At 72.0% G+C, this 21,305-nt stretch carries 20 protein-coding genes and 1 pseudogene; 10 read left to right on the top strand and 11 right to left on the bottom strand.

Annotated features, from left to right (window positions below):
• The first annotated feature begins 54 nt into the window (after window positions 1–54).
• A complete protein-coding gene (locus ABZ312_RS14725) occupies window positions 55–969 on the top strand; it encodes a LysR family transcriptional regulator (RefSeq protein ID WP_500322282.1) in 915 nt (304 codons plus the stop codon).
• 59 nt (window positions 970–1,028) lie between these two features.
• Here the strand turns inward: ABZ312_RS14725 and ABZ312_RS14720 are convergent, their stop codons facing one another.
• The 3 genes from ABZ312_RS14720 to ABZ312_RS14710 form a co-directional block, all read right to left on the bottom strand.
• Window positions 1,029–1,424 carry a GNAT family N-acetyltransferase gene (locus tag ABZ312_RS14720; protein WP_500437768.1) on the bottom strand — a complete coding sequence of 132 codons (396 nt, stop codon included), beginning with the start codon at window positions 1,422–1,424 and terminating at the stop codon, window positions 1,029–1,031.
• A 268-nt stretch (window positions 1,425–1,692) separates the two neighbouring features.
• The gene (locus ABZ312_RS14715) at window positions 1,693–1,938 is read right to left on the bottom strand and encodes a hypothetical protein (RefSeq protein ID WP_499511519.1); all 246 of its coding nucleotides are present in this window, start codon (window positions 1,936–1,938) and stop codon (window positions 1,693–1,695) included.
• Between the two features lie 160 nt (window positions 1,939–2,098).
• Window positions 2,099–2,341: a hypothetical protein gene (locus tag ABZ312_RS14710; protein ID WP_500437766.1), complete on the bottom strand. Its 243-nt coding sequence runs from the start codon at window positions 2,339–2,341 to the stop codon at window positions 2,099–2,101.
• 604 nt (window positions 2,342–2,945) lie between these two features.
• On the opposite strand from ABZ312_RS14710, the pseudogene ABZ312_RS14705 reads away from it, so the two are divergent.
• Window positions 2,946–3,296, top strand: a pseudogene (locus ABZ312_RS14705) (site-specific integrase); the annotation flags it as partial.
• Window positions 3,297–3,393: 97 nt separating this feature from the next.
• Here ABZ312_RS14705 and glnA2 read toward each other — a convergent pair.
• Window positions 3,394–4,755 carry a gamma-glutamylpolyamine synthetase GlnA2 gene (gene glnA2, locus ABZ312_RS14700; RefSeq protein WP_500322275.1) on the bottom strand — a complete coding sequence of 454 codons (1,362 nt, stop codon included), beginning with the start codon at window positions 4,753–4,755 and terminating at the stop codon, window positions 3,394–3,396.
• A 271-nt stretch (window positions 4,756–5,026) separates the two neighbouring features.
• Between glnA2 and ABZ312_RS14695 the strand changes: the two genes are divergently transcribed.
• Window positions 5,027–6,784 carry an NAD+ synthase gene (locus ABZ312_RS14695; protein ID WP_500437764.1) on the top strand — a complete coding sequence of 586 codons (1,758 nt, stop codon included), beginning with the start codon at window positions 5,027–5,029 and terminating at the stop codon, window positions 6,782–6,784.
• A gap of 151 nt (window positions 6,785–6,935) precedes the next feature.
• On the opposite strand, the gene ABZ312_RS14690 is transcribed toward ABZ312_RS14695, so the two are convergent.
• From ABZ312_RS14690 to ABZ312_RS14675, 4 genes are all read right to left on the bottom strand, one after another.
• Window positions 6,936–8,156 (bottom strand): MFS transporter, encoded by a 1,221-nt coding sequence (locus tag ABZ312_RS14690; RefSeq protein ID WP_500437762.1) that lies wholly within the window; start codon window positions 8,154–8,156, stop codon window positions 6,936–6,938.
• A 94-nt stretch (window positions 8,157–8,250) separates the two neighbouring features.
• The gene (locus tag ABZ312_RS14685; RefSeq protein WP_500322401.1) at window positions 8,251–9,171 is read right to left on the bottom strand and encodes an endonuclease/exonuclease/phosphatase family protein; all 921 of its coding nucleotides are present in this window, start codon (window positions 9,169–9,171) and stop codon (window positions 8,251–8,253) included.
• 268 nt (window positions 9,172–9,439) lie between these two features.
• Window positions 9,440–10,084, bottom strand: a complete 645-nt coding sequence (locus tag ABZ312_RS14680) for a TetR/AcrR family transcriptional regulator (RefSeq protein ID WP_500322271.1) — start codon at window positions 10,082–10,084, stop codon at window positions 9,440–9,442.
• Entirely contained in the window at window positions 10,081–11,685 is a 1,605-nt protein-coding gene (locus tag ABZ312_RS14675; protein ID WP_500322270.1) for a DHA2 family efflux MFS transporter permease subunit, read from the bottom strand. The genes ABZ312_RS14680 and ABZ312_RS14675 overlap by 4 nt, the downstream gene beginning before the upstream one ends.
• A gap of 170 nt (window positions 11,686–11,855) precedes the next feature.
• Between ABZ312_RS14675 and panB the strand changes: the two genes are divergently transcribed.
• The 7 genes from panB to ABZ312_RS14640 all read left to right on the top strand — a co-directional run bounded on the left by panB (window position 11,856) and on the right by ABZ312_RS14640 (window position 17,815).
• Entirely contained in the window at window positions 11,856–12,737 is an 882-nt protein-coding gene (gene panB / locus ABZ312_RS14670) for a 3-methyl-2-oxobutanoate hydroxymethyltransferase (RefSeq protein WP_500360249.1), read from the top strand.
• A gap of 201 nt (window positions 12,738–12,938) precedes the next feature.
• Window positions 12,939–13,484 (top strand): hypothetical protein, encoded by a 546-nt coding sequence (locus tag ABZ312_RS14665; RefSeq protein ID WP_499511531.1) that lies wholly within the window; start codon window positions 12,939–12,941, stop codon window positions 13,482–13,484.
• Window positions 13,484–14,077: a sigma-70 family RNA polymerase sigma factor gene (locus ABZ312_RS14660; protein ID WP_089221762.1), complete on the top strand. Its 594-nt coding sequence runs from the start codon at window positions 13,484–13,486 to the stop codon at window positions 14,075–14,077. Before ABZ312_RS14665 ends, ABZ312_RS14660 begins: the two co-directional genes overlap by 1 nt.
• Entirely contained in the window at window positions 14,074–14,787 is a 714-nt protein-coding gene (locus ABZ312_RS14655; RefSeq protein ID WP_500322268.1) for an anti-sigma factor family protein, read from the top strand. Before ABZ312_RS14660 ends, ABZ312_RS14655 begins: the two co-directional genes overlap by 4 nt.
• A 163-nt stretch (window positions 14,788–14,950) precedes the next feature.
• Complete coding sequence (locus ABZ312_RS14650) at window positions 14,951–15,931, top strand: ATP-binding cassette domain-containing protein (RefSeq protein ID WP_500322266.1); 981 nt, start codon at window positions 14,951–14,953, stop codon at window positions 15,929–15,931.
• Window positions 15,928–16,749, top strand: a complete 822-nt coding sequence (locus tag ABZ312_RS14645) for an ABC transporter permease (protein ID WP_500322265.1) — start codon at window positions 15,928–15,930, stop codon at window positions 16,747–16,749. The genes ABZ312_RS14650 and ABZ312_RS14645 overlap by 4 nt, the downstream gene beginning before the upstream one ends.
• A gap of 10 nt (window positions 16,750–16,759) precedes the next feature.
• Window positions 16,760–17,815, top strand: coding sequence for a PHP domain-containing protein (locus tag ABZ312_RS14640; protein ID WP_500360248.1), 1,056 nt, complete (start codon window positions 16,760–16,762; stop codon window positions 17,813–17,815).
• Here the strand turns inward: ABZ312_RS14640 and ABZ312_RS14635 are convergent.
• The 3 genes from ABZ312_RS14635 to ligD form a co-directional block, all read right to left on the bottom strand.
• On the bottom strand, window positions 17,806–19,356 hold the full coding sequence (locus tag ABZ312_RS14635) for a M48 family metallopeptidase (RefSeq protein ID WP_500437760.1): 1,551 nt from the start codon (window positions 19,354–19,356) through the stop codon (window positions 17,806–17,808). The genes ABZ312_RS14640 and ABZ312_RS14635 overlap by 10 nt on opposite strands.
• A 133-nt stretch (window positions 19,357–19,489) precedes the next feature.
• Window positions 19,490–20,365 carry an ATP-dependent DNA ligase gene (locus ABZ312_RS14630; protein WP_500437759.1) on the bottom strand — a complete coding sequence of 292 codons (876 nt, stop codon included), beginning with the start codon at window positions 20,363–20,365 and terminating at the stop codon, window positions 19,490–19,492.
• Between the two features lie 13 nt (window positions 20,366–20,378).
• Window positions 20,379–21,278: a non-homologous end-joining DNA ligase gene (gene ligD, locus ABZ312_RS14625; protein WP_500322259.1), complete on the bottom strand. Its 900-nt coding sequence runs from the start codon at window positions 21,276–21,278 to the stop codon at window positions 20,379–20,381.
• Window positions 21,279–21,305 lie beyond the last annotated feature (27 nt).

The following is a 21,305-nucleotide window of genomic DNA, read 5'->3' as shown; positions in this document are numbered from 1 at the left end:
TGGTTCTTCATCACCACGATTGATGGGACCGATCGCAGCGGTTACGGTCGAGCCGTGGACACCCGACTGCTCACCACCTTCCTCACCCTGGCGAGGACGGGGAACTTCACCGGCGCGGCCGCCGAACTGCACCTGTCGCAGTCCACCGTGACGGCGCAGATCAAGTCCCTGGAGAAGGAGCTGGGCGTACGGCTCTTCGACCGCATGCCGCGCGGCGCACAGCTCACCGGGGCCGGACGGCGCCTGATGACGGAGGCCGAGGGCGTCCTCGAAGCGGAGACGCGCCTGCGCGGCACGGCGGCCGGGGACGCCCGGTCGGGCGGGACCGTCGTCCTCGGCGCCGGGGACACGCTCTGCTCGACGCACGTGCCCCGGATCGTCGCCGCCCTGCGGCGCACCCACCCCGGCATCGACGTCCACCTCCACCCGGCGGGCAGCGACGCGGCCGTGGAGGGACTGCGGGCCGGGCGGCTCGACGTCGCCCTGCTGCTGGAGGACCAGGTCGCCCTTGCCGACATGACCGCACGCCCGCTCGCCGCCGAACCGCTGGTCCTCATCGCCGCCCCCGGCCACCCGCTGGCCGCGCTCGACCGGCCCGTCACCTGGGCGGAACTCGCCAGGGAGACCTTCTTCCTCCACGAGGAGGGCTGCTCCTACAGCGACCGCGTCGCGCGCGAACTCCTCGGCGTCCGCGACGCCCGGCCGCGGCTGACCCGGTTCGGCAGCAGCGAGGCCGCCCGCACCTGCGTGGCCGCGGGCCTCGGGCTCGGCGTCCTCCCCCGCGCCACCGTCCGCACCGCCCTGCGCGAGGGCACCCTGACCGCCGTCCCCGGGCCCGGCCTCCCCGACGTGCCCGTCCAGCTCGTCCGCCGGCGCGGCCGCTGGACCTCCCCGGCGGTCCAGGCCGTCCTCGACGCGCTGACGGACCACTTCGCGCGGCACGGAAACGGGGGCTCGGCGGTCGAGTAGGCCACCGCCCCGGCAGCGTGCGGGTACGGCCGTGGTCACGCCCGGGCGGAGCAGTCGTGTCAGCGTTCGAGGTTCCGCTCGAACCAGTGGTGCGCGTACGGCTCGGTGCTGAACGCCTCGACCTCCACGAATCCCGCAGTCTCGTAGAGGCGCCTGGCCTCCGCGAGCGTGCGGTTCGTCTCCAGTCGCAGCGTCCGCATCCCGCGGAGGACCGCCTCGTCGGCGAGACGCTCGAGGATGCGGCGGCCCAAGCCGAGGCCGCGAACGTCCGGGGATGCCCACATCCGCTTCACCTCCGCGATCCGCGTCTCGGGGTGAAGCTTGAGCGCCCCGCACCCCACCGGGGAGCCCTGCGCGCTCGCCACCAGGAGCAATCCGTCCGGCAGCGTCATCTCCTCGTCGCTCGCGGAGAGGCTCTGGGCGGGGTCGAAGCCCGTGTCGAACCGCCGTCCCAACTCCTCGACCGAGCTGGCCTACACGGGCTCCGGCTACGGCATGTTCCGGGCACGCTCGACCTCCGTCGGAGATTGGGAGAAGTTCTTGATCTCCTGACCGACCGACTGGTCATGACCACGGGTCAGGGCCGGGCGAGCTGAGACACGACCGCACGGAAGTCGGGCAGGGGGCGAGGCGTTTCGCCCCCTGCCCGGCTGCGACGCTCGCGGCACGCCTGTGTCATCAGTGGCCGCCGGTCGCCCGGCGGGCGCCGCCGACGCGCCGTGGTCAGGAACTCTCGACGAAGCGGACGGACCACGCGTAGCCGCTCAGGCAGTCGTGTGGGACTCGTCGGACTTCTCTGACCTGGCAACCATCGTGGGCGTACTTGCGGGCGAACCGGTCCAGGCGCTGCGCCTCGGTGAGATCCTCCATGGACAGCGGTGCTCCGACGACGAGGTCTTCGTGGATGACCTCTTCCTGCGCGCCACCGTCCGAGCAGGAAGAGCAATGATGCGTTTTGGGTAGGGCCATGGCATCAGTGTCCTCCTCACGCGGCTGCCCCGACGTACACAGCGCGATGGCCGCGCACCGTGCCGTGCGCGGCCCGACCGCGCTACCCCCGTACGGAGCGACGGCGGTGAGCTTCCCGGATGGGTCCCTGCGGATGGGCCAGTGACGGCCCGGGTTACCTCTATGAGATCTCGGATGGCAGTCCAGCGCCGTGGAGCCGCGCCCACGCGCGCAGCAGCCCCTCTGCCAGCCAGTGGCCGTTCATCGAAGCAATGTCCTCGGCCGTGCGGCCCTCCACATCACGAACGGTGAAGTCCACGTCGGCGATGAGCAGGTAAGCGACGCAGTCAACGTATGCCCGATCCCTACGCTCGGACCAGGCCCGTTCGATCTCGGCTGCAACAGCGTGGTGCAGGAGCGTCATACCCCGATGATCGGGGCGATTGCGATCGAAGAGCTCGATGGCACCGCGGTTCCCCGCGGTTTCCCGTGCGATCGGGCACGCCTGGGGCACGGGCTGGGATGGAGTGCACGTCGGCCGCATAGGCTGTTGCCCGATGAGGTCGCCCGCACGGTAAAGGACGGGACCCGGGGTGCGGACAGGGTCGTCTGCCTCATCCATCTATGGTCGCGGTGGACAACCAGTTTGGAAGGCTAAGGCTGCGGATCCTGCCTCACCTGGGCGGACGCTGCCTGCAGCAAAGCGACCCCGTCACCGCTGTTCGCCGCGGGTCCCCGTTCGGCACCGCCTCACCTGGCACGGCAGTGGCACGCCCGATCCCGGGAACGCCGACCAGTCGCCTGGGGGTGGTGATGGTTGGTCGTGGGCGCGGAGGTTGCTGTACATCGCTGCTGTACAGCGTCCGTTTACGGTGACGCGTGCACCGGGGACGCTGAGCTGCGAGGGCATCGAGCTGAGCTTCCCGCCGGATCTGGCGGCAGTCAGTCGGAATCAGAGAGCCAAGGTCGGGCGTCCTCAAGTGCAGCTTCCGTGAGGGCGGGAATCAGTTCTGCGGACGCCCAGACCGCTGTTCTTCTCGCTGCCAGGTGGCGGGGCGGTCCGCCGTACCGACTTCAACACCCGAGCCTGGAAGCCTGCACTCGCCGCTGCCGGGCTGATCCCCAACCCTGTGGACGGCGGCCGGTACGAGTCTGCTCGCGAGCACGGCATGCACGCGCTGCGGCACTTCTACGCCTCCGTGCTCCTGGACGCAGGCGAGAACGTCAAAGCCCTGAGCAGCTACCTGGGTCACACCGAGGCGGGGTTCACGCTTCGCGTCTACACGCACTTGATGCCGAGCAGCGAGGGACGGACACGCCGGGCCGTCGACAGACTCTACGAAGCTGCGCACCCGGCGCCAGACGGCCCACAGACGGCCCACAGACGGCCCAGAGCGAAAGAGACGACGCCGGGCCGACAGCATCGGCTGCCGGCCCGGATCGCGTCGTCCTCGGGAAGACCCCGCTGGCCTGCGGCTACAGGTTCGGGAGGTTCTTGCGGAGCTCGAAGGCCGTGACCTCGGAGCGGTACTCCTCCCACTCCTGCTTCTTGTTGCGCAGGAAGAAGTCGAAGACGTGCTCCCCGAGCGTCTCGGCGACCAGTTCGCTGCGCTCCATGAGGGAGATGGCCTCGCCGAGGTTCTGCGGGAGGGGCTGGATGCCGAGGGCGCGGCGCTCGCCGTCGGAGAGGGCCCATACGTCGTCGTCGGCGCCGGGCGGGAGCTCGTAGCCCTCCTCGATGCCCTTGAGGCCGGCGGCCAGCAGGACGGCGTAGGTGAGGTACGGGTTGGCACCGGAGTCGATGGAGCGGACCTCGACCCGGGTGGAGCCGGTCTTGCCGGGCTTGTACATCGGGACGCGGATGAGCGCGGACCGGTTGTTGTGGCCCCAGCAGATGTACGACGGGGCCTCGCCGCCGGCGCCCGCGGTGCGGTTGGCGCCGCCCCAGATGCGCTTGTACGAGTTGACCCACTGGTTGGTCACCGCGGAGATCTCGTCGGCGTGCCGCAGCAGGCCCGCGATGAAGGAGCGGCCGACCTTCGACAGCTGGTACTCGGCGCCGGACTCGTGGAAGGCGTTGCGGTCGCCCTCGAAGAGGGACAGGTGCGTGTGCATGCCGGAGCCGGGGTGCTGGCTGAAGGGCTTGGGCATGAACGTGGCGTTCACGCCCTGCTCCAGCGCGACCTGCTTCATGACCAGGCGGAAGGTCATGATGTTGTCGGCGGTGGACAGCGCGTCCGCGTAGCGCAGGTCGATCTCCTGCTGGCCGGGGGCACCCTCGTGGTGGGAGAACTCCACCGAGATGCCCATCGACTCCAGCATCGTGATGGCCTGGCGGCGGAAGTCCTGGCCCACGTTCTGCGGGGTGTGGTCGAAGTAGCCGGAGTTGTCGGCGGGCAGCGGCACGCTGCCGTCCAGCGGCAGGTTCTTCAGCAGGAAGAACTCGATCTCGGGGTGCGTGTAGAAGGTGAACCCGAGGTCGGAGGCCTTGGCCAGGGACCGCTTGAGGACGAAGCGGGGGTCGGCGTACGACGGGGAGCCGTCCGGCATGAGGATGTCGCAGAACATCCGGGCGGTGCCGGGCGCCTCGGCGCGCCACGGGAGGATCTGGAAGGTGCCGGGATCGGGCTTGGCGATCATGTCCGACTCGTACACCCGCGCGAAGCCCTCGATCGCCGACCCGTCGAAGCCGATGCCCTCGTCGAAGGCCTGCTCCAGCTCGGCAGGCGCCACGGCGACCGACTTGAGGTAGCCCAGCACGTCGGTGAACCACAGCCGCACGAATCGGATGTCGCGTTCTTCGAGGGTACGGAGCACGAACTCCTGCTGCTTATCCATAGCTATCCAACCTCACAGGTCATGGGGGCCTGTTGTCCGTGCCGGCTCGAGCGAGGGCCAGACCAGTATCACGTCACGGGGTTACCGGTCTGTTTCGGCGGCGGCCGGGACCGCCGGACACCCCTCGCCACCATTGTGATGCACCCTTGCGATCTTGACACAGGGGGCCGACCCCGGAAAGGCCCGTCCGCCACGGCTTCCCGGGCCGAGTGCGCGACCCCACAGGCGTCGCCCACGACATCGCGTCGGTTTGACGATTACACTGGGCGGCGTGCCTCAACTTCGCCTCGCCCTGAATCAGATCGACTCCACCGTCGGCGACCTCGCCGGGAACGCGGAGTCGGTCGTGCGCTGGACCCGGCACGCGGCCGAACAGGGAGCCCACCTCGTGGCCTTCCCGGAGATGGCGCTGACCGGGTACCCCGTGGAGGACCTCGCCCTGCGCTCCTCCTTCGTCGAAGCCAGCCGTGCCGCCCTGGAGGCCCTCGCCGAGCGCCTGGCGGCAGAGGGCTTCGGAGAGCTGCCGGTGGTCCTCGGCTACCTCGACCGCAGCGAGAAGGCCCAGCCCCGCTACGGCCAGCCCGCGGGCTCACCGCGCAACGCCGCCGCCGTGCTGCACGGCGGGAAGGTCGTGCTGAAGTTCGCCAAGCACCACCTGCCGAACTACGGCGTCTTCGACGAGTTCCGCTACTTCGTGCCCGGCGACACCCTCCCGGTGATCCGGGTGCACGGGGTCGACGTCGCCCTCGCCATCTGCGAGGACCTGTGGCAGGACGGCGGCCGGGTGCCCGCCACCCGCACCGCCGGCGCCGGTCTGCTGCTCTCCGTCAACGCCTCCCCCTACGAGGTCGCCAAGGACGACACCCGCCTGGACCTGGTGCGCAAGCGCGCCCAGGAGGCCGGCTGCACCCTCGCCTACCTCGCCATGATCGGCGGGCAGGACGAGCTCGTCTTCGACGGCGACTCGATCGTCGTCTCCGAGGACGGTGAGGTGATCGCACGCGCCCCGCAGTTCGAGGAGGGTTGCGTCCTGGTCGACCTCGACCTGCCCGCCGCGGACGCCACCAAGGTGCCGGGCGGCATCGCCGACGACGGCCTGGAGATCGAGCACATCACTCTCTCCGCCGAGCCGCTCCCCGCGTACGAGCCCGAGGTGCACGGCGGCGAGGCCCCGCGGCTGGGCGACGACGAGGAGGTCTACACCGCGCTGGTCGTCGGCCTGCGGGCGTACGTCGCCAAGAACGGCTTCCGCTCCGTGCTGATCGGCCTCTCCGGCGGCATCGACTCCGCCCTGGTTGCGGCCATCGCCTGCGACGCGGTCGGGGCGGCCAACGTCTACGGCGTCTCCATGCCGTCGCGGTACTCCTCCGACCACTCCAAGGACGACGCCGCCGAACTGGCCCGGCGGACCGGGCTCAACTTCCGCACCGTGCCGATCGCCCCGATGTTCGACGCCTACATGGGCTCCCTGGGGCTGACCGGACTGGCGGAGGAGAACCTGCAGTCCCGGCTGCGCGGCACGATGCTCATGGCCATCTCCAACCAGGAGGGGCACATCGTCCTCGCCCCGGGCAACAAGAGCGAGCTCGCGGTCGGCTACTCCACGCTGTACGGCGACTCGGTCGGCGCGTACGGGCCCATCAAGGACGTCTACAAGACGACCGTCTTCCGCCTCGCGCAGTGGCGCAACCAGGCCGCGGCGGAGCGGGGCCAGACCCCGCCCATCCCCGAGAACTCCATCTCCAAGCCGCCCAGCGCGGAGCTGCGACCGGGCCAGGTCGACACGGACTCCCTGCCGGACTACGACGTCCTGGACCGGGTGCTGGCGATGTACGTCGACCAGGACAAGGGGCGCGATGCGATCGTCGCCGCCGGGTTCGACGGGGAGCTCGTGGCGAAGGTGCTGCGGATGGTGGACACGGCGGAGTACAAGCGGAGGCAGTATCCGCCGGGGACGAAGATCTCCGCGAAGGGGTTCGGGAAGGATCGGAGGCTCCCCATCACGAACCGCTGGCGCGAGCACGCGTAGCGAGTGCCCGGGGGTTGTGGTTGCGGCCCGGTGGTTGTGTGCGGGCGGCTGCGCCGGGCTGCCCGGTGGTTGTGTGCAGGTTGTTTGCGCCTGCGGCGGGCTGTCCCCCGCCCGCAACCACAACGGCGCCGCACACGAGGCACGGGCCAGGTCAGCGCACGCGCTCCCGCACCGCGGGCGGCTGCCCGGACACGACGACCCGGGACAAAGAGGACCCCGCATCGGAGCCCACGCGCCGCTCCCACAGGCCCGCGACCGTCGCGATCGCGAGCCCCGTGACCGCCAGCACCGCGCCCGCCACCGCCGGGGCGGTGTAGCCGAGGCCGTGCGCGAGGACGACCCCGCCGAGCCAGGCACCGCCCGCGTTGGCCAGGTTGAACGCGGCCTGGTTCGCGGAGGAGGCCAGCGCGGGGGCGTGCCGGGCCTTCTCCATGACGAGCATCATCATGGGCGACCCCGTCGCGAACGCCGCGATCCCGAGCAGGACGACCGTGAGCGCCGCGCTCCAGCGGGCGTGCGCGGTGAGCGTGAACAGCAGCAGGACGACCGCGAGCGCGCCGAGCCCGCCGAGCAGCGCGGGCCGCAGGGCGCGGTCGGCGAGGCGGCCGCCGAGGAGGTTGCCGATCGTCGCGCCGACGCCGAAGAGGGCGAGCACCAGCGTGACGCTGCTCTCCCCGAACCCGGCGACCTGCGTGAGCATCGGCGTGACGTAGCTGTAGACCGCGAAGACCGCGGCGAAACCGAAGATCGTGGTGCCCAGCGCCAGCCAGACCTGCCCGCTGCGGAAGGCCGACAGTTCCCGGCGCAGGCCGCCGCCCGGGGCGAGGGGGATGCGGGGCACGAGAAGGGCGATGCCGGCGATGGCGGCGAGGCCGATGATGCCGACGGCGAGGAAGGTGGCGCGCCAGCCGAGGTGCTGGCCGAGGAGGGTCGCGGCGGGGACGCCGACGATGTTCGCGACGGTGAGCCCGGCGATCATCAGGGAGACGGCGCGGGCCTTGCGCGCGGGGTCGACCATGCCCGCGGCGACGACCGCGCCGACGCCGAAGAAGGCGCCGTGCGGGAGTCCGGACAGCACGCGCCCGGCGAGCAGCCAGCCGAAGCCCGGGGCGAGGGCGGAGAGCGTGTTGCCGACGGTGAACAGGGCCATGAGGGACAGGAGCAGTGCCTTGCGCGGCATCCGCGTGGTGACCGCGGCCAGGAGCGGGGCGCCGATGACGACCCCGAGGGCGTAGCCGGAGACGAGGTAGCCGGCGGTCGGGATGGAGGTCTGCAGGTCGTCCGCGACGTCGGGCAGCAGGCCCATGATCACGAACTCCGTCGTACCGATGCCGAATGCGCTGATCGCCAGTGCGAGCAGGGCGAGAGGCATGACAGGCCTTTCCGGGGCAGGGTCGGGAGCAGTTATTAGTTTAACTGCGGAACAAAGTCTGCCCGGCCCGTTCTTCCCGTGGGCGAAGAACTCGTTACGGGAGTGCTACCTTCGCCGCCACCGGGCGGTGGTCGCTGCCCGTCGCGGGCAGCACCCAGGAGGCGGTCGGCTCCAGGCCCCTGACGAGGATCTGGTCGATGCGGGCGGTCGGGAAGCCGGCCGGCCAGCTGAAGCCGAAGCCGTCGCCCGCGGCGCCCTGCGTGGACCGCATCTGGGAGGTGATGTTGGCGAGCGCGCGGTCGTTCATCGTGCCGTTGAGGTCGCCCATGAGGATGACGTCGGGCAGCTTCTCGTCCGCGACGGCCTCGCCGAGCGCGTCGGCGCTGCGGTCGCGCTCGCCGGCGGTGAAGCCCGCGTTGAACTTGACCCGCACCGAGGGCAGGTGCGCGACGTAGACCGCGACCTTCCCGTGCGGCGTGGTGGCGGTGGCGCGCAGGGCGCGGGTCCAGCCGAGCCGGATGTCCACCGGCCGCACCTGGCCGAGGGGGTACCTGCTCCACAGCCCGACGGTGCCCAGCACGGCGCTGTACGGGTAGCGGGCCTTGAGCCCGGACTTGTAGACGGAGACCTTCCCGGCGGGGATCTCCTCCAGCGCGACGAGGTCGGCACCGGAGCCGATGAGGTCCTGCGCGGTGCGGGCGGGGTCGGGGTTGTCGGCGTTGACGTTGTGGGTCAGCACGGTGAGGTCGCCCCCACCGGCGTCCTTGTCCGTGAGGAGCCCGCCGAAGAAGTGCAGCCACACCACGATCGGCAGCAGGACGGCGATCAGCGCGGTCGCCGAGCGCCGCAGCACGCCGACCACCAGCAGCACCGGGAGCGCGAGCCCGAGCCAGGGCAGGAAGGTCTCCAGCAGGCTGCCCAGGTTGCCGATCCGGTTGGGCACCGCGCCGTGAAAGGCCATCACCACGGCGATGGCGAGGGCCAGTACGGCCGTGACGATCCCCCGCCGCCACATGCGGTCGCCGAAGGACCAGAACCGCCGGAAGCGTCCGAAACGTCCGTTCGCACCCGAACCCTGCGGCCTGGTACCGCCGTCGGTGGTCACGTCCGCGTCGTACGCCTGAGCCATGGGGGGAGTCCTCACTGTCTTGCCAGGTGCTCAGTCGACCATAGGCGATCGACGCCCGGAGGACGGGACTCGCCGGGCGACAGGTTCCCCCGCCGCCCGGCGAAAGGGCACCCTGTGACAGAATCAGGACATTCCCCCTTGTTCCCCCAGGCGTTCAGCGCCCGGCGCGGACGCCCTGCAGCACCGAGTCGACGATCAGCTCCGACAGCCCCTCCGGCAGTGCCGCGTCCGGCCGCAGCATCGAACGCGACAGCATGGGGCCGATGAAGAGGTCCCCGAGGAGTTCCGGGTCGATGTCGTCGCGGAGTTCGCCGCTGCGGATGCCCCGGCCCAGGACCTCGCGGACCTGGGCGCGCCGGGCCGCGATGACGGTGTCGTGGTAGGCGGCCCACAGTTCCGGCTCGTTCTGCACCTGGGCGAGGACGTTGCGCAGCAGGGCGGAGGAGCGCTTGACCAGGGCCCTGCGCCGTATGAATTCGACGCAGGTGACCAGGTCGTCGCGGACCGAGCGGCCGGCGAGCCGCGGGGTCTGCTCGTCGACGGACTTCATGACGTCGAGCATCAGCGCGTTCTTGCCCGCCCAGCGCCGGTAGACGGTGGCCTTGCCGACGCCGGCGGCGCGGGCGATGCGCTCCATCGACAGCTCCCCGATCGTGGCGCCCTCCTCCAGCATGCTGAGGACGGCCTCGATGATCGCGGTGTCGGCGGCGGCGCTGCGCGGACGGCCGCGCGGGAGGCGCCCGGCGGGCCCGGGGACCGTGTCGCCGCCGGGTTCCGTCACCGCCCGGGTGCCGGTCACCGCTCCGCCCCCACCGGGCTGACCTCGCGTTCCTCTCCGCCAGCGGGACGCCCCCCGGCGGTCTTGCCGGGCAGGAAGACCACGACGACGAGCATGCCGAGCAGCGCGACACCGCTCGCGACGTAGGCGGTGACGTGCATGGCGTCGAGGAAGGCGTCGGTGGCCGGGGCGAGCAGCGCCTTGCCCGCGGGACCCATGCTCTCGGCCACGGCGCGCGTGGCCTCGATGGACTCGCCGGCCCGGTGCTGCACGTCGGCGGGGAGGCCCGTCAGGTGGTCCGCGATGCCGTCACGGTAGACCGTCGACATCAGCGAGCCCAGCACCGCAACGCCGAGCGCGCCGCCGACCTGCCGGAAGGTGTTGTTGACGGCGGAGCCGGAGCCGGCCTTCTCACGCGGCAGGGAGGACATGATGGCGACGGTCGCGGGCGGCATCACGTGGGCCATGGCCGTGCCCATGAGGAAGAACAGCACCTCCAGCTGCCAGATCGGGGTGTCGGCGTCGAGCAGCTGGAAGCCGAGGAAGCTGAGCGCTATCAGCGCGAGCCCGGCGGCGCAGGTGAGGCGGGCGCCGATCCGGTCGACGACCAGCCGGGCACGGGGCGCGAAGACGAGCTGGGCGACGGCGAGCGGGAGCAGCAGCAGGCCGGAGTCCAGGGCGCTGTAGCCGCGCACGCTCTGGGTGTAGAAGACCATGAAGAAGGTCACGCCCATGAGCGCGAAGAAGACCAGGCCGATCGCGGAGACCGAGGCCGAGAAGGTCGGGTTGCGGAAGTAGGAGACGTCGAAGGCGGGGTGGCTGCTGCGGGCCTCGTGCCAGACGAAGGCGCCGAGGACCACGAGGCCGCCGATGATGGCCGCCAGGGGCGTGGGGGCGGTGAAGTCGGCGAGCTGGCCGCCCTTGATGATGCCGTACACCAGCAGCACCAGGCCGACGATGGACAGCAGCACGCCGACGGGGTCGAGGCGGCCCGGCCGTGGGTCGCGGGAGTCGGGGACGATGAGCACCATCGCGACCAGGGCGACGGCGATGATCGGCACGTTCACCAGGAAGACCGAGCCCCACCAGAAGTGGTCGAGGAGCAGTCCGCCGGTGACCGGGCCGATGGCTATCGCCAGGCCCACCGCACCGGTCCAGATGCCGATCGCCTTGGGCTGCTCCTCGCGCTCGAAGACGTTGATGATGATGGCGAGCGTCGCGGGCATCACGAAGGCGCCGCCGAAGCCCATGACCGCGCGGAAGGTGATCAGCTCGCCGGAGGACCCGGCGAAGGCCGAGAGCACCGATCCGACGCCGAAGACGGCCATGCCGAACAGGAGCACCTTCTTGCGGCCGAGGCGGTCGCCGAGCAGGCCCGCGGTGAACAGCAGACCGGCGAAGACCAGTGTGTAGGAGTTGATCGCCCACTCCAGCTGGCTCTGGGTGGCACCCAGGCCGGTCGGGGCGGGCTCGGCGATGGTCTTCATCGCGACGTTGAGGATCGAGTTGTCCAGGACCACCACGAGGAGGCTGAACAGCAGGACGGTCAGGATCCCCCAGCGGCGGCGGTGGACCGCCTCCGGGACGCTGGGGCTCTGCGGCTGGGCTGTGTCGGCGGGCATGCCGTCAACGTAGACCCGATTTCCGATACGGGACCGTCTCGTATTGTAAAACCTCGGCAAAAGGGGCAGTGACGGACGCCCCCCTTTGCGCGGACGGCGGCGCGTGTCAGCATGGAATCGGTCCGGGGACGCCGTCAGGGCGCCTCGAGATGACACAAGGAGCAGTTGCAATGACGCATGCCGTTCCGGCTGCCCAGACGCCCGCCCAGCCCGCTCCCGACAGCAGCAAGGCGCTGTACGGCGGCAAGGGGACACGGCGGATCACCGTCCGGGACATCGCCGCCGCCAAGGAGCGCGGCGAGAAGTGGCCTATGCTCACCGCCTACGACGCCATGACCGCCTCGGTCTTCGACGAGGCCGGCATCCCCGTGCTGCTGGTCGGCGACTCGATGGGCAACTGTCACCTCGGCTACGAGAGCACCGTCCCGGTCACGCTGGACGAGATGACGATGCTGTCCGCGGCCGTGGTGCGCGGCACCAAGCGCGCGATGGTCATCGGCGACCTGCCGTTCGGCTCGTACCAGGAGGGTCCGACGCAGGCGCTGCGCAGCGCGACCCGGCTGGTCAAGGAGGCCGGGGTGGGCGCCGTGAAGCTGGAGGGCGGCGAGCGCTCCGCCCAGCAGATCGACCTGCTCGTCCAGGCCGGCATCCCCGTGATGGCCCACATCGGCCTCACCCCGCAGTCGGTCAACGCCTTCGGTGGCTACCCGGTCCAGGGCCGCGGCGAGGAGGCCGCCCAGCAGCTGCTGCGCGACGCCAAGGCCGTGCAGAACGCCGGCGCCTTCGCCGTCGTGCTGGAGCTGGTCCCGGCCGAGCTGGCCGCGGAGGTCACCCGGATCCTGCACATCCCGACGGTCGGCATCGGCGCGGGCGTGGAGTGCGACGCCCAGGTGCTGGTCTGGACGGACTTCGCCGGGATGACCGGCGGCCGGGTGCCGCGCTTCGTCAAGCAGTACGCGGCGCTGCGCGAGACCCTCGGCGGTGCGGCCAAGGCCTTCGCCGAGGACGTCGTGGGCGGTGCCTACCCGGCTGCGGAGCACAGCTTCCACTGACCCTCGGACGACCTGTCGCGGCGCCACGCGCGACTTCCCCCTGAGGCGGTGCGACCCACCGCCGGCTTCCGCCCCGGGCACCCCCTCCCCGGGGCGGAAGTTTTTTCTGAGGACGTTGAGTACACCGGCCCTCACCCCCGTATGAGTGGGCAACCGCCCACCAGGGGCGGAGCACCGACGAGAAGTGCCGGGGGCCGTGGCATGAACGTTCCGAAGTTGCGCCGATCGGTGGGGGCGGGGGCATTCGCCTCCGCCGCGCTGATCGTCGCCACCGCCTGCAACGCGGGCGTCGACAATGCCAGTCCCCCGGTGGGCGCGATCCAGGCGTCGCAGCCCGCACCGGCGCCCGGCCTCCGGACCGTCGACAACGCCCAGCTCGGCAAGCTGGTCACCGACGAGAAGGGCTGGGTGCTGTACCGCTTCGAGCAGGACAAGCCCAACCCGCCGACCTCGACCTGCACCGGCGAGTGCGCGACCCAGTGGCTGCCGGCCGCCGCGGTCTCGGACACCCAGGTGCAGGGCGTGGACCAGAACCTGGTCGGCAGCGTGAAGCGCCCCGACGGCACGATGCAGCTCACGCTCAACGGAATGCCGCTCTACCACTTCGCGGGCGACAAGAACCCGGGCGACACCAAGGGCCAGGGCGCGAACCGCACCTGGTACGCGGCCACCCCGGACGGCGAGAAGGCCGGGGCGCCCGCGCAGCCGAAGAGCGCCTCCTCCGAGAACGGGTCAGACGGGTACTGATGGGACAGCAGGCATTGAGAGGACTCGACCCCCAGCGATCAGTAGGGCAGGATGCGCTCGTGGCCGACCATCGCTCAGGTGGGGTCCCCGAAGAGGACCTCATGCGGGCGCTCTACCGCGAACACGCGGGTGCGCTCTTCGCATACGTTCTTCGGCTGGTCGGCGGTGACCGCTACCTGGCCGAGGACGTCGTGCAGGAGACCCTGCTGCGCGCGTGGAAGAGCGCGTCCCGGCTCGACCCGGGCGCCCGTTCCCTGCGGCCCTGGTTGGTGACGGTCGCCCGGCGGATCGTGATCGACGGCCACCGCAGCCGTCAGGCACGGCCCCCGGAGGCCTCCCCGGCCGCCCTCGACCAACTCCCGGCCGAGGACGAACTCGAACGCTCCCTGAGGCTGATGACGATCTCCGACGCACTGGATGATCTCACCGAGGCCCACCGCCAGGTGCTGATCGAAACGTACTTCAAGGGCCGGACGGTCAACGAGGCCGCGGCGGCGCTGGGGGTACCGCCCGGCACCGTGCGCTCACGCGTCTTCTACGCCCTCCGCTCCCTGAAAATCGCTCTTGAGGAAAGGGGTGTGACCACCTCGTGACGGTCTACGGTTACGGCTCCGGGGCAGGTACCCCCCACGACCCGCACGTCGACGTCGGGGCGTACGTCCTCGGCGTGCTCGACGACGCCGACATGGCGCGCTTCGAGGAACATCTCGCCATCTGCCACCAGTGCGGACAGCAGCTCGACGAGCTGAGCGGCCTCGTGCCGGTACTCGCCGAACTCGCTCCCGCCGGCGCCGGAGTGCCCCTCCCGCCCAGTGGCGACAAGGTGCTCGGACGTCTGCTCGGCAAGGTGTCGGACGACCGCAAGACCCGCGCCCGGCGCAGGATGTTCGCGCTCGCCGCCTCGGTGGCGCTGATCGTGGCGGGCCCCACCGTCGCGGTGCTCGCCTCCGGCGGCGGCTCCGACGACGCCCAGGCCAGGGTCTACGCGGAGCAGTTCAAGGGCACCGACAACTCCACGGGCGTCAAGGCGACGGTCGGTGTCAACGAGAAGAAGTGGGGCAGCGAGGTCGGCCTCACCCTCGCCGGGGTCCAGGGCCCGCTGACCTGCCGCCTGGTCGTCGTCGGCAAGGACGGCTCCCAGCAGACGGTCGGCACCTGGAGCGTCCCGACGGCCGGCTACGGCACCTCCGACCAGCCCAACCCGCTCACGCTGGACGGGTCGGCGGGGATGCAGCCGGACTCCATCTCACGGTTCGACGTCGTCACGTCCCAGGGGCAGCGGCTGGTGTCGGTCACCACGTAGGCACTGAAGGGCCGATGCCCGAGGGGGGACGCGCGGTGCGCGTCCCCCCTCGGGCGTTCTCCGGTGGCGTCGCGTCGGCGGCCGGGGGCGCGTCGGCACCGTGTCGGTGAGGCTGTCAGCGATATGTCGGCGCCGTGTCGGTGAGGCGCGCGACCGTGGCGGCATGACACAACGAGATGCCAAGAGCGCGGACGCCGCCGTCAGGGTGCGGGGGCTCGTGAAGCGCTACGGGGAGACGAAGGCCCTCGACGGGGTGGACCTGGACGTGCGGCAGGGGACCGTGCTCGGCGTGCTGGGGCCGAACGGCGCCGGGAAGACGACGTTGGTGCGGATCCTGTCCACGCTGATCCGGCCGGACGCCGGCACGGCGATGGTGGCCGGTTACGACGTGGTGGCGCAGCCCCGGCAGCTGCGCCGGGTGATCGGGCTGACCGGGCAGTACGCGTCGGTCGACGAGTCCCTGTCGGGCCGCGAGAACCTCTACATGATCGGCAGGCTGCTGGACCTGTCCCGGCGGGACGCGCGGAGCAGGGCGGACGAGCTGCTGGAGCGGTTCTCGCTGACGGACGCCGCCCGCAAGCCCGCCAAGGAGTACTCCGGCGGCATGCGCCGCCGCCTGGACCTGGCGGCGTCGATGATCGGCCGCCCGGCGGTGCTGTACCTGGACGAGCCGACCACCGGCCTGGACCCCCGCACCCGCAACGAGGTGTGGGACGAGGTGCAGAACATGGTCGCGGACGGCTCGACCGTGCTGCTGACCACGCAGTACATGGAGGAGGCCGAGAAGCTCGCGCACGAGCTGACGGTCATCGACCGCGGCCGGGTGATCGCCGGCGGCCGGGTCGAGGAACTGAAGGCGAAGGTCGGCGGCCGGACCCTGCAGGTGAGGCCGGTGGACCCCGGGGAGCTGGACGCGATGGCGACGGCGCTCGGCACGGGGACGCAGGCCGTGCCGGACCACGCGGGCGGGGTGCTCAACGTGCCCATCCTCAGCGACGAGCAGCTGACGGACGTCGTGGCCGCGCTCGGCGCGCACGGCTTCGCCATCGCCGGCATCGACACCCATCTGCCCAGCCTGGACGAGGTGTTCCTGGCCGTCACGCGCGGCAGCGGCACCCGGGACCGAGAGGAGCTCGCGGCATGACCGCCGTCACCGTCCCCGCGGGGAACACCAAGGCCGCCACCGCCGATCCGCGGATCGGGCTGCGCGCCAACCTCCGGCACATCGGCGCCCTCGTGCGGCGCAACGTCCTGCAGATCCGGCAGGACCCGGAGTCGATGTTCGACGCGCTGCTGATGCCGATCGTCTTCACGCTGCTGTTCGTGTACGTCTTCGGCGGCGCGCTCGAGGGCAGCCAGGAGAAGTACGTCAACTACATGGTGCCCGGCCTGATGGCCATGATGGGCATGAACATCGCCATGGCCGTCGGCACGGGCGTCAACTCGGACTTCAAGACCGGGGTGATGGACCGCTTCCGCACGATGCCCATCGCCCGCTCCTCCGTGCTGATCGCGAAGATCGTGGTGGAGATCGGCCGGGCGCTGGTCGCCACGGTGATCCTCCTCGTGATGGGCTTCATCCTCGGACTGCACGTGGACAACGGTGTGTTCGGGCTGGTGGGCGCGGTGGTGCTGTCGCTGACCTTCGGGGCCTCGCTGATGTGGGTCTTCATCCTCCTGGGTCTGGTCGCCCGGACCCCCCAGTCCGTCCAGGGACTCGCCATGATCGTCGTCCTGCCGCTGCAGTTCGGGAGCTCGATCTTCGCCAAGCCCACGACCATGCCGGGCTGGCTGGAGGCCTTCACCCGCTACAACCCGCTGTCCAACCTCGCCGACGCCTCCCGCAACCTGATCAACGGCGGTGCGGTCGCGCACTCGGCGATGATGACGCTGATGTGGGCCGTGGGCATCACGGTGATCAGTGCGCCGCTGGCGGTGGCGAGGTTCCGCAACAAGACCTGATCCTGGAGGCATGGACCCCGTCGAGGCGCTGGACCGGATCGCCTTCCTGCTGGAGCGGGACGGCGCCCCGACGTACCGGGTCCGTGCCTTCCGCGGGGCCTCCGCCACGGTCTCCGCGATGCCGCCGGAGGAACTCCGGCGGCGCGCGGAACGGCCGGGTGGCCTGGAGGAGGTCAAGGGGCTCGGCCCGAAGACCGCCGCCGTCGTCCGGGAGGCGCTGGCGGGCCACCGGCCCGCCTACCTGACCCGGCTGGCGGAGGGAGCCGCGGACGCGGTCAACCGGCCGGAGGGCGACGCGGGGCGGCGGATGCGGGCCGCGCTGCGCGGCGACTGCCATCTGCACTCGGACTGGTCCGACGGCGGCAGCCCGATCGAGACGATGGCCCGCACCGCGATGGAGCTGGGCCACGAGTGGGCGGCGCTCACCGACCACTCCCCGCGGCTGACCGTCGCCCGGGGGCTCACCGCCGAGCGGCTGCGCGCCCAGCTGGAGGTGGTGGCCGAGGTCGGCGCCCGTCTCCCCGGCTCCTTCCGGCTGCTGACCGGCATCGAATGCGACATCCTCGCGGACGGCGCCCTCGACCAGAACGCGGAGCTGCTGGACCGGCTGGACGTCGTCGTCGCGTCCGTCCACTCCAAGCTGCGGATGGACCGGGACGAGATGACCCGGCGGATGATCTCCGCCATCAGCAATCCGCTGGTGGACGTGCTGGGGCACTGCACGGGACGGCTGGTGGCCGGCAAGCTGCGCCCGGAGTCGGAGTTCGACGCGGACCTGGTCTTCGCCGCCTGCGAGCGCTTCGGGGTGGCCGTGGAGATCAACAGCCGCCCGGACCGGCTCGACCCGCCGCGGCGGCTGCTGCGCAAGGCCGTGGAGGCCGGGGTCCTCTTCAGCATCGACAGCGATGCCCACGCCCCCGGCCAGCTGGACTGGCAGATCCACGGCTGTGCCCGCGCCGAGGAGTGCGGCGTCCCTCCGCAGCGGGTGGTGAACACCTGGGACGCGGACACCCTGCTGCGCTGGACCCGCACCCGTGAGGTGCCGGCCGCAACGTCTCAGGTCTGAGCCGGTGCCCGGTCCACGGGCAGCCCGAGGAGTTCCCGCAGGCCCGAGCTGTCCGGTTCCGCTCCGTCCTGCGGGGACACGGCCGCGTCCACGGCACGGTCCAGGGCGGCGTGGACGCCCTCGTCGAACTCCAGGTGCCTGCCGCGTTCCCAGTCCAGTTCCCAGCGGGCCCGGCCGTCCTCGACCAGGGCCGCCAGCGCCAGGGAGTACAGCCCGTCCGCGGCATCGGCGCGGGCACGCGCCCGCAGGGAGTCGTCGAGGAGCATGTGGCCCCCGTGGCCGGGGCGCGGCATGCAGTCGACGACCTCCGGCCAGCGCCCGGCGTCGAGGGCGTCCAGCAGCATCCCGAGGTCCGCGGGGGTGCGCAGGACGGCGCGGGCGGCCCGGAGCACCGGCGTCGTCTCGGCGCCGAGCTCCGCCGTCCCCACCTCGGCGGCCAGGTCCCGCCAGGGCAGCTGCCGCAGCCCGGCGGCCCCGGGGAGCGCCAGCACGGTGCGGGCACCGGTTGCCACGGGATCCCCGAGCAGGCCGGCGCCCGCCGGTGACGGCTCGCCGGGGACGGTCCCGGCGGCGTCCTCGGGCAGCGCCTCGATCGCCGCGACCCGCTCGCGCATCGGGGGGTGCGAGTCGTAGGGCGAGGTCTTCTCCCGGGGCGGGTCGGCGATCAGCCGCCGCTCCTCCTCCCGCCAGGTGCCGCTGTCCAGGAACGCGCCGAAGCCGGGGTGCACCTCCTCGGCCGGAGGGAGCAGACCGAGCGCGGTACCGATGCCGGCGTACTCCCGGACGTAGCGGGTGTGCGCGGCGTCGAGCAGGGGGATGCGCCGCAGGGCGGCGGCGGTGGTGTCCCGTCCGGCGATCCGCGCGGCGGCGCGGTCCGCGGCCAGTTCCCCGAGGCGTGCCTGGGCCTGCGTCGTCCGCAGGCAGAAGCGGGCGTAGCCGGCGAACATCGAGCCCATCGCGTGGCCGATGCCGTTGCCGTCCTCGGCGTAGCGCTCCAGGACCCGCATCAGGCCCGCGCGGTTGCGGGCGGCCAGCCCCGCCAGGAGGGTGTCGCGCCGGGCGAAGTGGCCGAGTTCGTGGGCGATGACCGCGTCGATCTGGCGTTCCGTCAGCCCCGTCAGGTACGGGATGCCGAGCACCATCCGCCGGCGCCCGGCGACCAGGCCGAGCACCCAGGAGCTCTGCCAGACGGCCGCCATCGGCTCCGCCACGAGCCAGAGCTCGACGGGGGCCGCCGTCTCCATGCCCTCGGCCACCCGGCGCACACGCGCCCACAGCTCCGGTTGCTCGTCCGCGGTCACCCGCACCCCGGCCGGCCGGTGACGGTTGACGCCGCGGACGGAGGCGAACAGGCCCGACACCAGCGGTGAGGCGAAGGCGACGCTGATGCCCAGGAACAGGAAGGTCACGTAGCCCTGTCGCAGCGCGACGTCGGTGAGGACGACGTCCGCGGCGACGATCGACGCGAGCAGGCCGACGGCCATGACGTAGAAGCCGAGCAGCAGCACGAGCAGCCGGACGGCCTGGAGGAACGCACGCATGCCGGAAGGGGTCTCCTGGGAGCCGAAGGGGGAGTCGCCCCGCGACGGCCGAGCGGCGACGCGCCATGGTATTCCCGCACCGACCACTGCTCAACGGCCTTTCCGGGGTGGGGTGGTGCGCTCCTCCCCGCGGTCAGGCGTCGGGCCGCAGGCGGAGCACCGTGGTGAGCGCGTGGCGGCCCTCGCCCTGGAGGATCTCGACGGGGAGCGGTGCGGGGAGGGGGCGGTAGGGGGTGCCGTCGTCGAGGGTCGCGCCGGGCGGGGGCGGCGGGGGGGCGAGGAGCGCGGCGAGCTGGGTGCGGAGGGGGGCGTCCAGGGGCGCGGTGGCGAAGGGGCCGTCGCCGAGGTCGAGGACGAGGGCGCGGGGGGCGCGGGGGGTGCCGGTGAAGCCGATGGCCTCGGCGTCCTGCGGGACGGCGTGGCGGAGCTTGAGCCAGTCGCGGCGGTCGGGGCGGTAGCGCTGACCGCGGCCCTTGACGACGAGGCCCTCGATGCCGGCCGGGGCGAGCGAGGCGTACCAGTGGACGGCCTCGTCGCGGTCGGTCGTCATGGGCACGGCCTGCAGCGGCGGCCCGAGCGGTTCCAGCAGCGCGACGAGGGCCGTGCGGCGTTCGTGGTACGGCCGGCCGCGCAGGTCGGTACCGGCGGTGGCGAGCAGGTCGAAGGCCGCGTAGTTGGCGGGGAGGTCGGTACGGCGGCGCGACCCGCGCAGGGCGCGGCGCTGGAGGGCGCCGAAGTCGACGCGGCCGTCCCGCCAGATGACGACCTCGCCGTCGAGGACGGTGCCGGCCGGCAGGGCCCCGGCGGCTTCCGCGATCTCGGGGAAGGTGGGGGTCACGAGCCGGCCGGAACGGGTCTGCAGGCGTACGGGGTCGGTGAGCACGACCATGCGGTGGCCGTCGAACTTCGGCTCGTAGGCGCAGCCGCCGGGGAGGGCGTCGGCCGCGGGTACGGTGTCGACGCGGCGGGCGAGGGCGACGCGCACGGGGAGCGGGAGGGGATCCGTCACGAGGGGGCGCCCGTCACGGCAGGGTGCCGCGGCCGGCGGGGTCGTCCAGGGCGGCCAGCGGGTCGCCGTGGTCGGCGGTGCGCTGCAGGACCTCCTCCGGGGTGAAGGCGAGGTCCTCCGCCTTCCGGCAGGAGGCGACCTCGTCCCAGGTGAGGGGCGCGGCGACGCCGGGGCGGTCGCGCAGCCGCAGGGTGTAGGGGCAGGCGGTGGTCTTCGCGGAGGCGTTCTGGGACCAGTCGATGAAGACCTTCCCGGCGCGCAGGCTGCGCGTCATGGAGAACACGACGAGGCCGGGGTGCTCGTCGCGCATGCGGGCGGCGAGTGCCTTGGCGTAGCCCGTGGCGGCTGCCTCGGTGGCGGGTCGCAGCGGCGCGTAGAGGTGGAGCCCCTTGCTGCCGGAGGTCACGGGGAAGGAGACGAGCCCGTCGTCCTCCATCATCTGCCGCAGGCGTTCGGCGACCCGGCAGCACAGGACGAGGTCGGCGCCCTCGCCGGGGTCGAGGTCGAGGACGAGGCGGTCGTGGGCGTCGCGTCCGCCCGCCACGGTCCACTGCGGGACGTGCACCTCCCAGGCGCCGAGGTTGGCCATGGTGACCAGGGCCGGGGTGGAGTCGACGACGATGTGCGGCTCGTCGGCCTCCCCGGCGGTGGTCACCCAGTCGGGCGTGCCACTGGGCGGGCGTTTGGCGAACCAGCGCTGGGCGTGCGGGCCCTCGGGGGCGCGGACGAAGGAGGCGAGGCGACCGGCGGCGTGCGGCACCAGCACCGGGGCGACACGGGCGTAGTACTGCAGCAGCTGTGCCTTGGTGTGACCGGTGACCGGGAAGACGACCTTGTCCAGGTGGGTGAGGACCACACGGCGGCCGTCCACCTCGACCGTCTGCCGGTCGGGCGAGGCTGACGGGGCGGGCATAGTCTGGAAAGTCCCCGGAAAGGGACG

Origin of the sequence: Streptomyces sp. NPDC006207, assembly GCF_040613835.1 — a bacterium.
Lineage (GTDB): Bacteria > Actinomycetota > Actinomycetes > Streptomycetales > Streptomycetaceae > Actinacidiphila.
This window is presented reverse-complemented; position numbering and strand designations above follow the sequence as displayed.

What these genes read in the sequence shown, in the direction of transcription:
- glnA2 (WP_500322275.1), bottom strand. Translation starts at nt 4,755, where the DNA reads ATGGATAAGCAGCAGGAGTTCGTGCTCCGTACCCTCGAAGAACGCGAC.
- ABZ312_RS14685 (WP_500322401.1), bottom strand. Translation starts at nt 9,171, where the DNA reads ATGTGGCGGCGGGGGATCGTCACGGCCGTACTGGCCCTCGCCATCGCC.
- ABZ312_RS14640 (WP_500360248.1), top strand. Translation starts at nt 16,760, where the DNA reads ATGGACCCCGTCGAGGCGCTGGACCGGATCGCCTTCCTGCTGGAGCGG.
- ABZ312_RS14660 (WP_089221762.1), top strand. Translation starts at nt 13,484, where the DNA reads ATGGGACAGCAGGCATTGAGAGGACTCGACCCCCAGCGATCAGTAGGG.
- ABZ312_RS14710 (WP_500437766.1), bottom strand. Translation starts at nt 2,341, where the DNA reads ATGACGCTCCTGCACCACGCTGTTGCAGCCGAGATCGAACGGGCCTGG.
- ABZ312_RS14665 (WP_499511531.1), top strand. Translation starts at nt 12,939, where the DNA reads ATGAACGTTCCGAAGTTGCGCCGATCGGTGGGGGCGGGGGCATTCGCC.
- ligD (WP_500322259.1), bottom strand. Translation starts at nt 21,278, where the DNA reads ATGCCCGCCCCGTCAGCCTCGCCCGACCGGCAGACGGTCGAGGTGGAC.
- ABZ312_RS14645 (WP_500322265.1), top strand. Translation starts at nt 15,928, where the DNA reads ATGACCGCCGTCACCGTCCCCGCGGGGAACACCAAGGCCGCCACCGCC.
- ABZ312_RS14690 (WP_500437762.1), bottom strand. Translation starts at nt 8,156, where the DNA reads ATGCCTCTCGCCCTGCTCGCACTGGCGATCAGCGCATTCGGCATCGGT.
- ABZ312_RS14715 (WP_499511519.1), bottom strand. Translation starts at nt 1,938, where the DNA reads ATGGCCCTACCCAAAACGCATCATTGCTCTTCCTGCTCGGACGGTGGC.
- ABZ312_RS14675 (WP_500322270.1), bottom strand. Translation starts at nt 11,685, where the DNA reads ATGCCCGCCGACACAGCCCAGCCGCAGAGCCCCAGCGTCCCGGAGGCG.
- ABZ312_RS14635 (WP_500437760.1), bottom strand. Translation starts at nt 19,356, where the DNA reads ATGCGTGCGTTCCTCCAGGCCGTCCGGCTGCTCGTGCTGCTGCTCGGC.
- panB (WP_500360249.1), top strand. Translation starts at nt 11,856, where the DNA reads ATGACGCATGCCGTTCCGGCTGCCCAGACGCCCGCCCAGCCCGCTCCC.
- ABZ312_RS14650 (WP_500322266.1), top strand. Translation starts at nt 14,951, where the DNA reads ATGACACAACGAGATGCCAAGAGCGCGGACGCCGCCGTCAGGGTGCGG.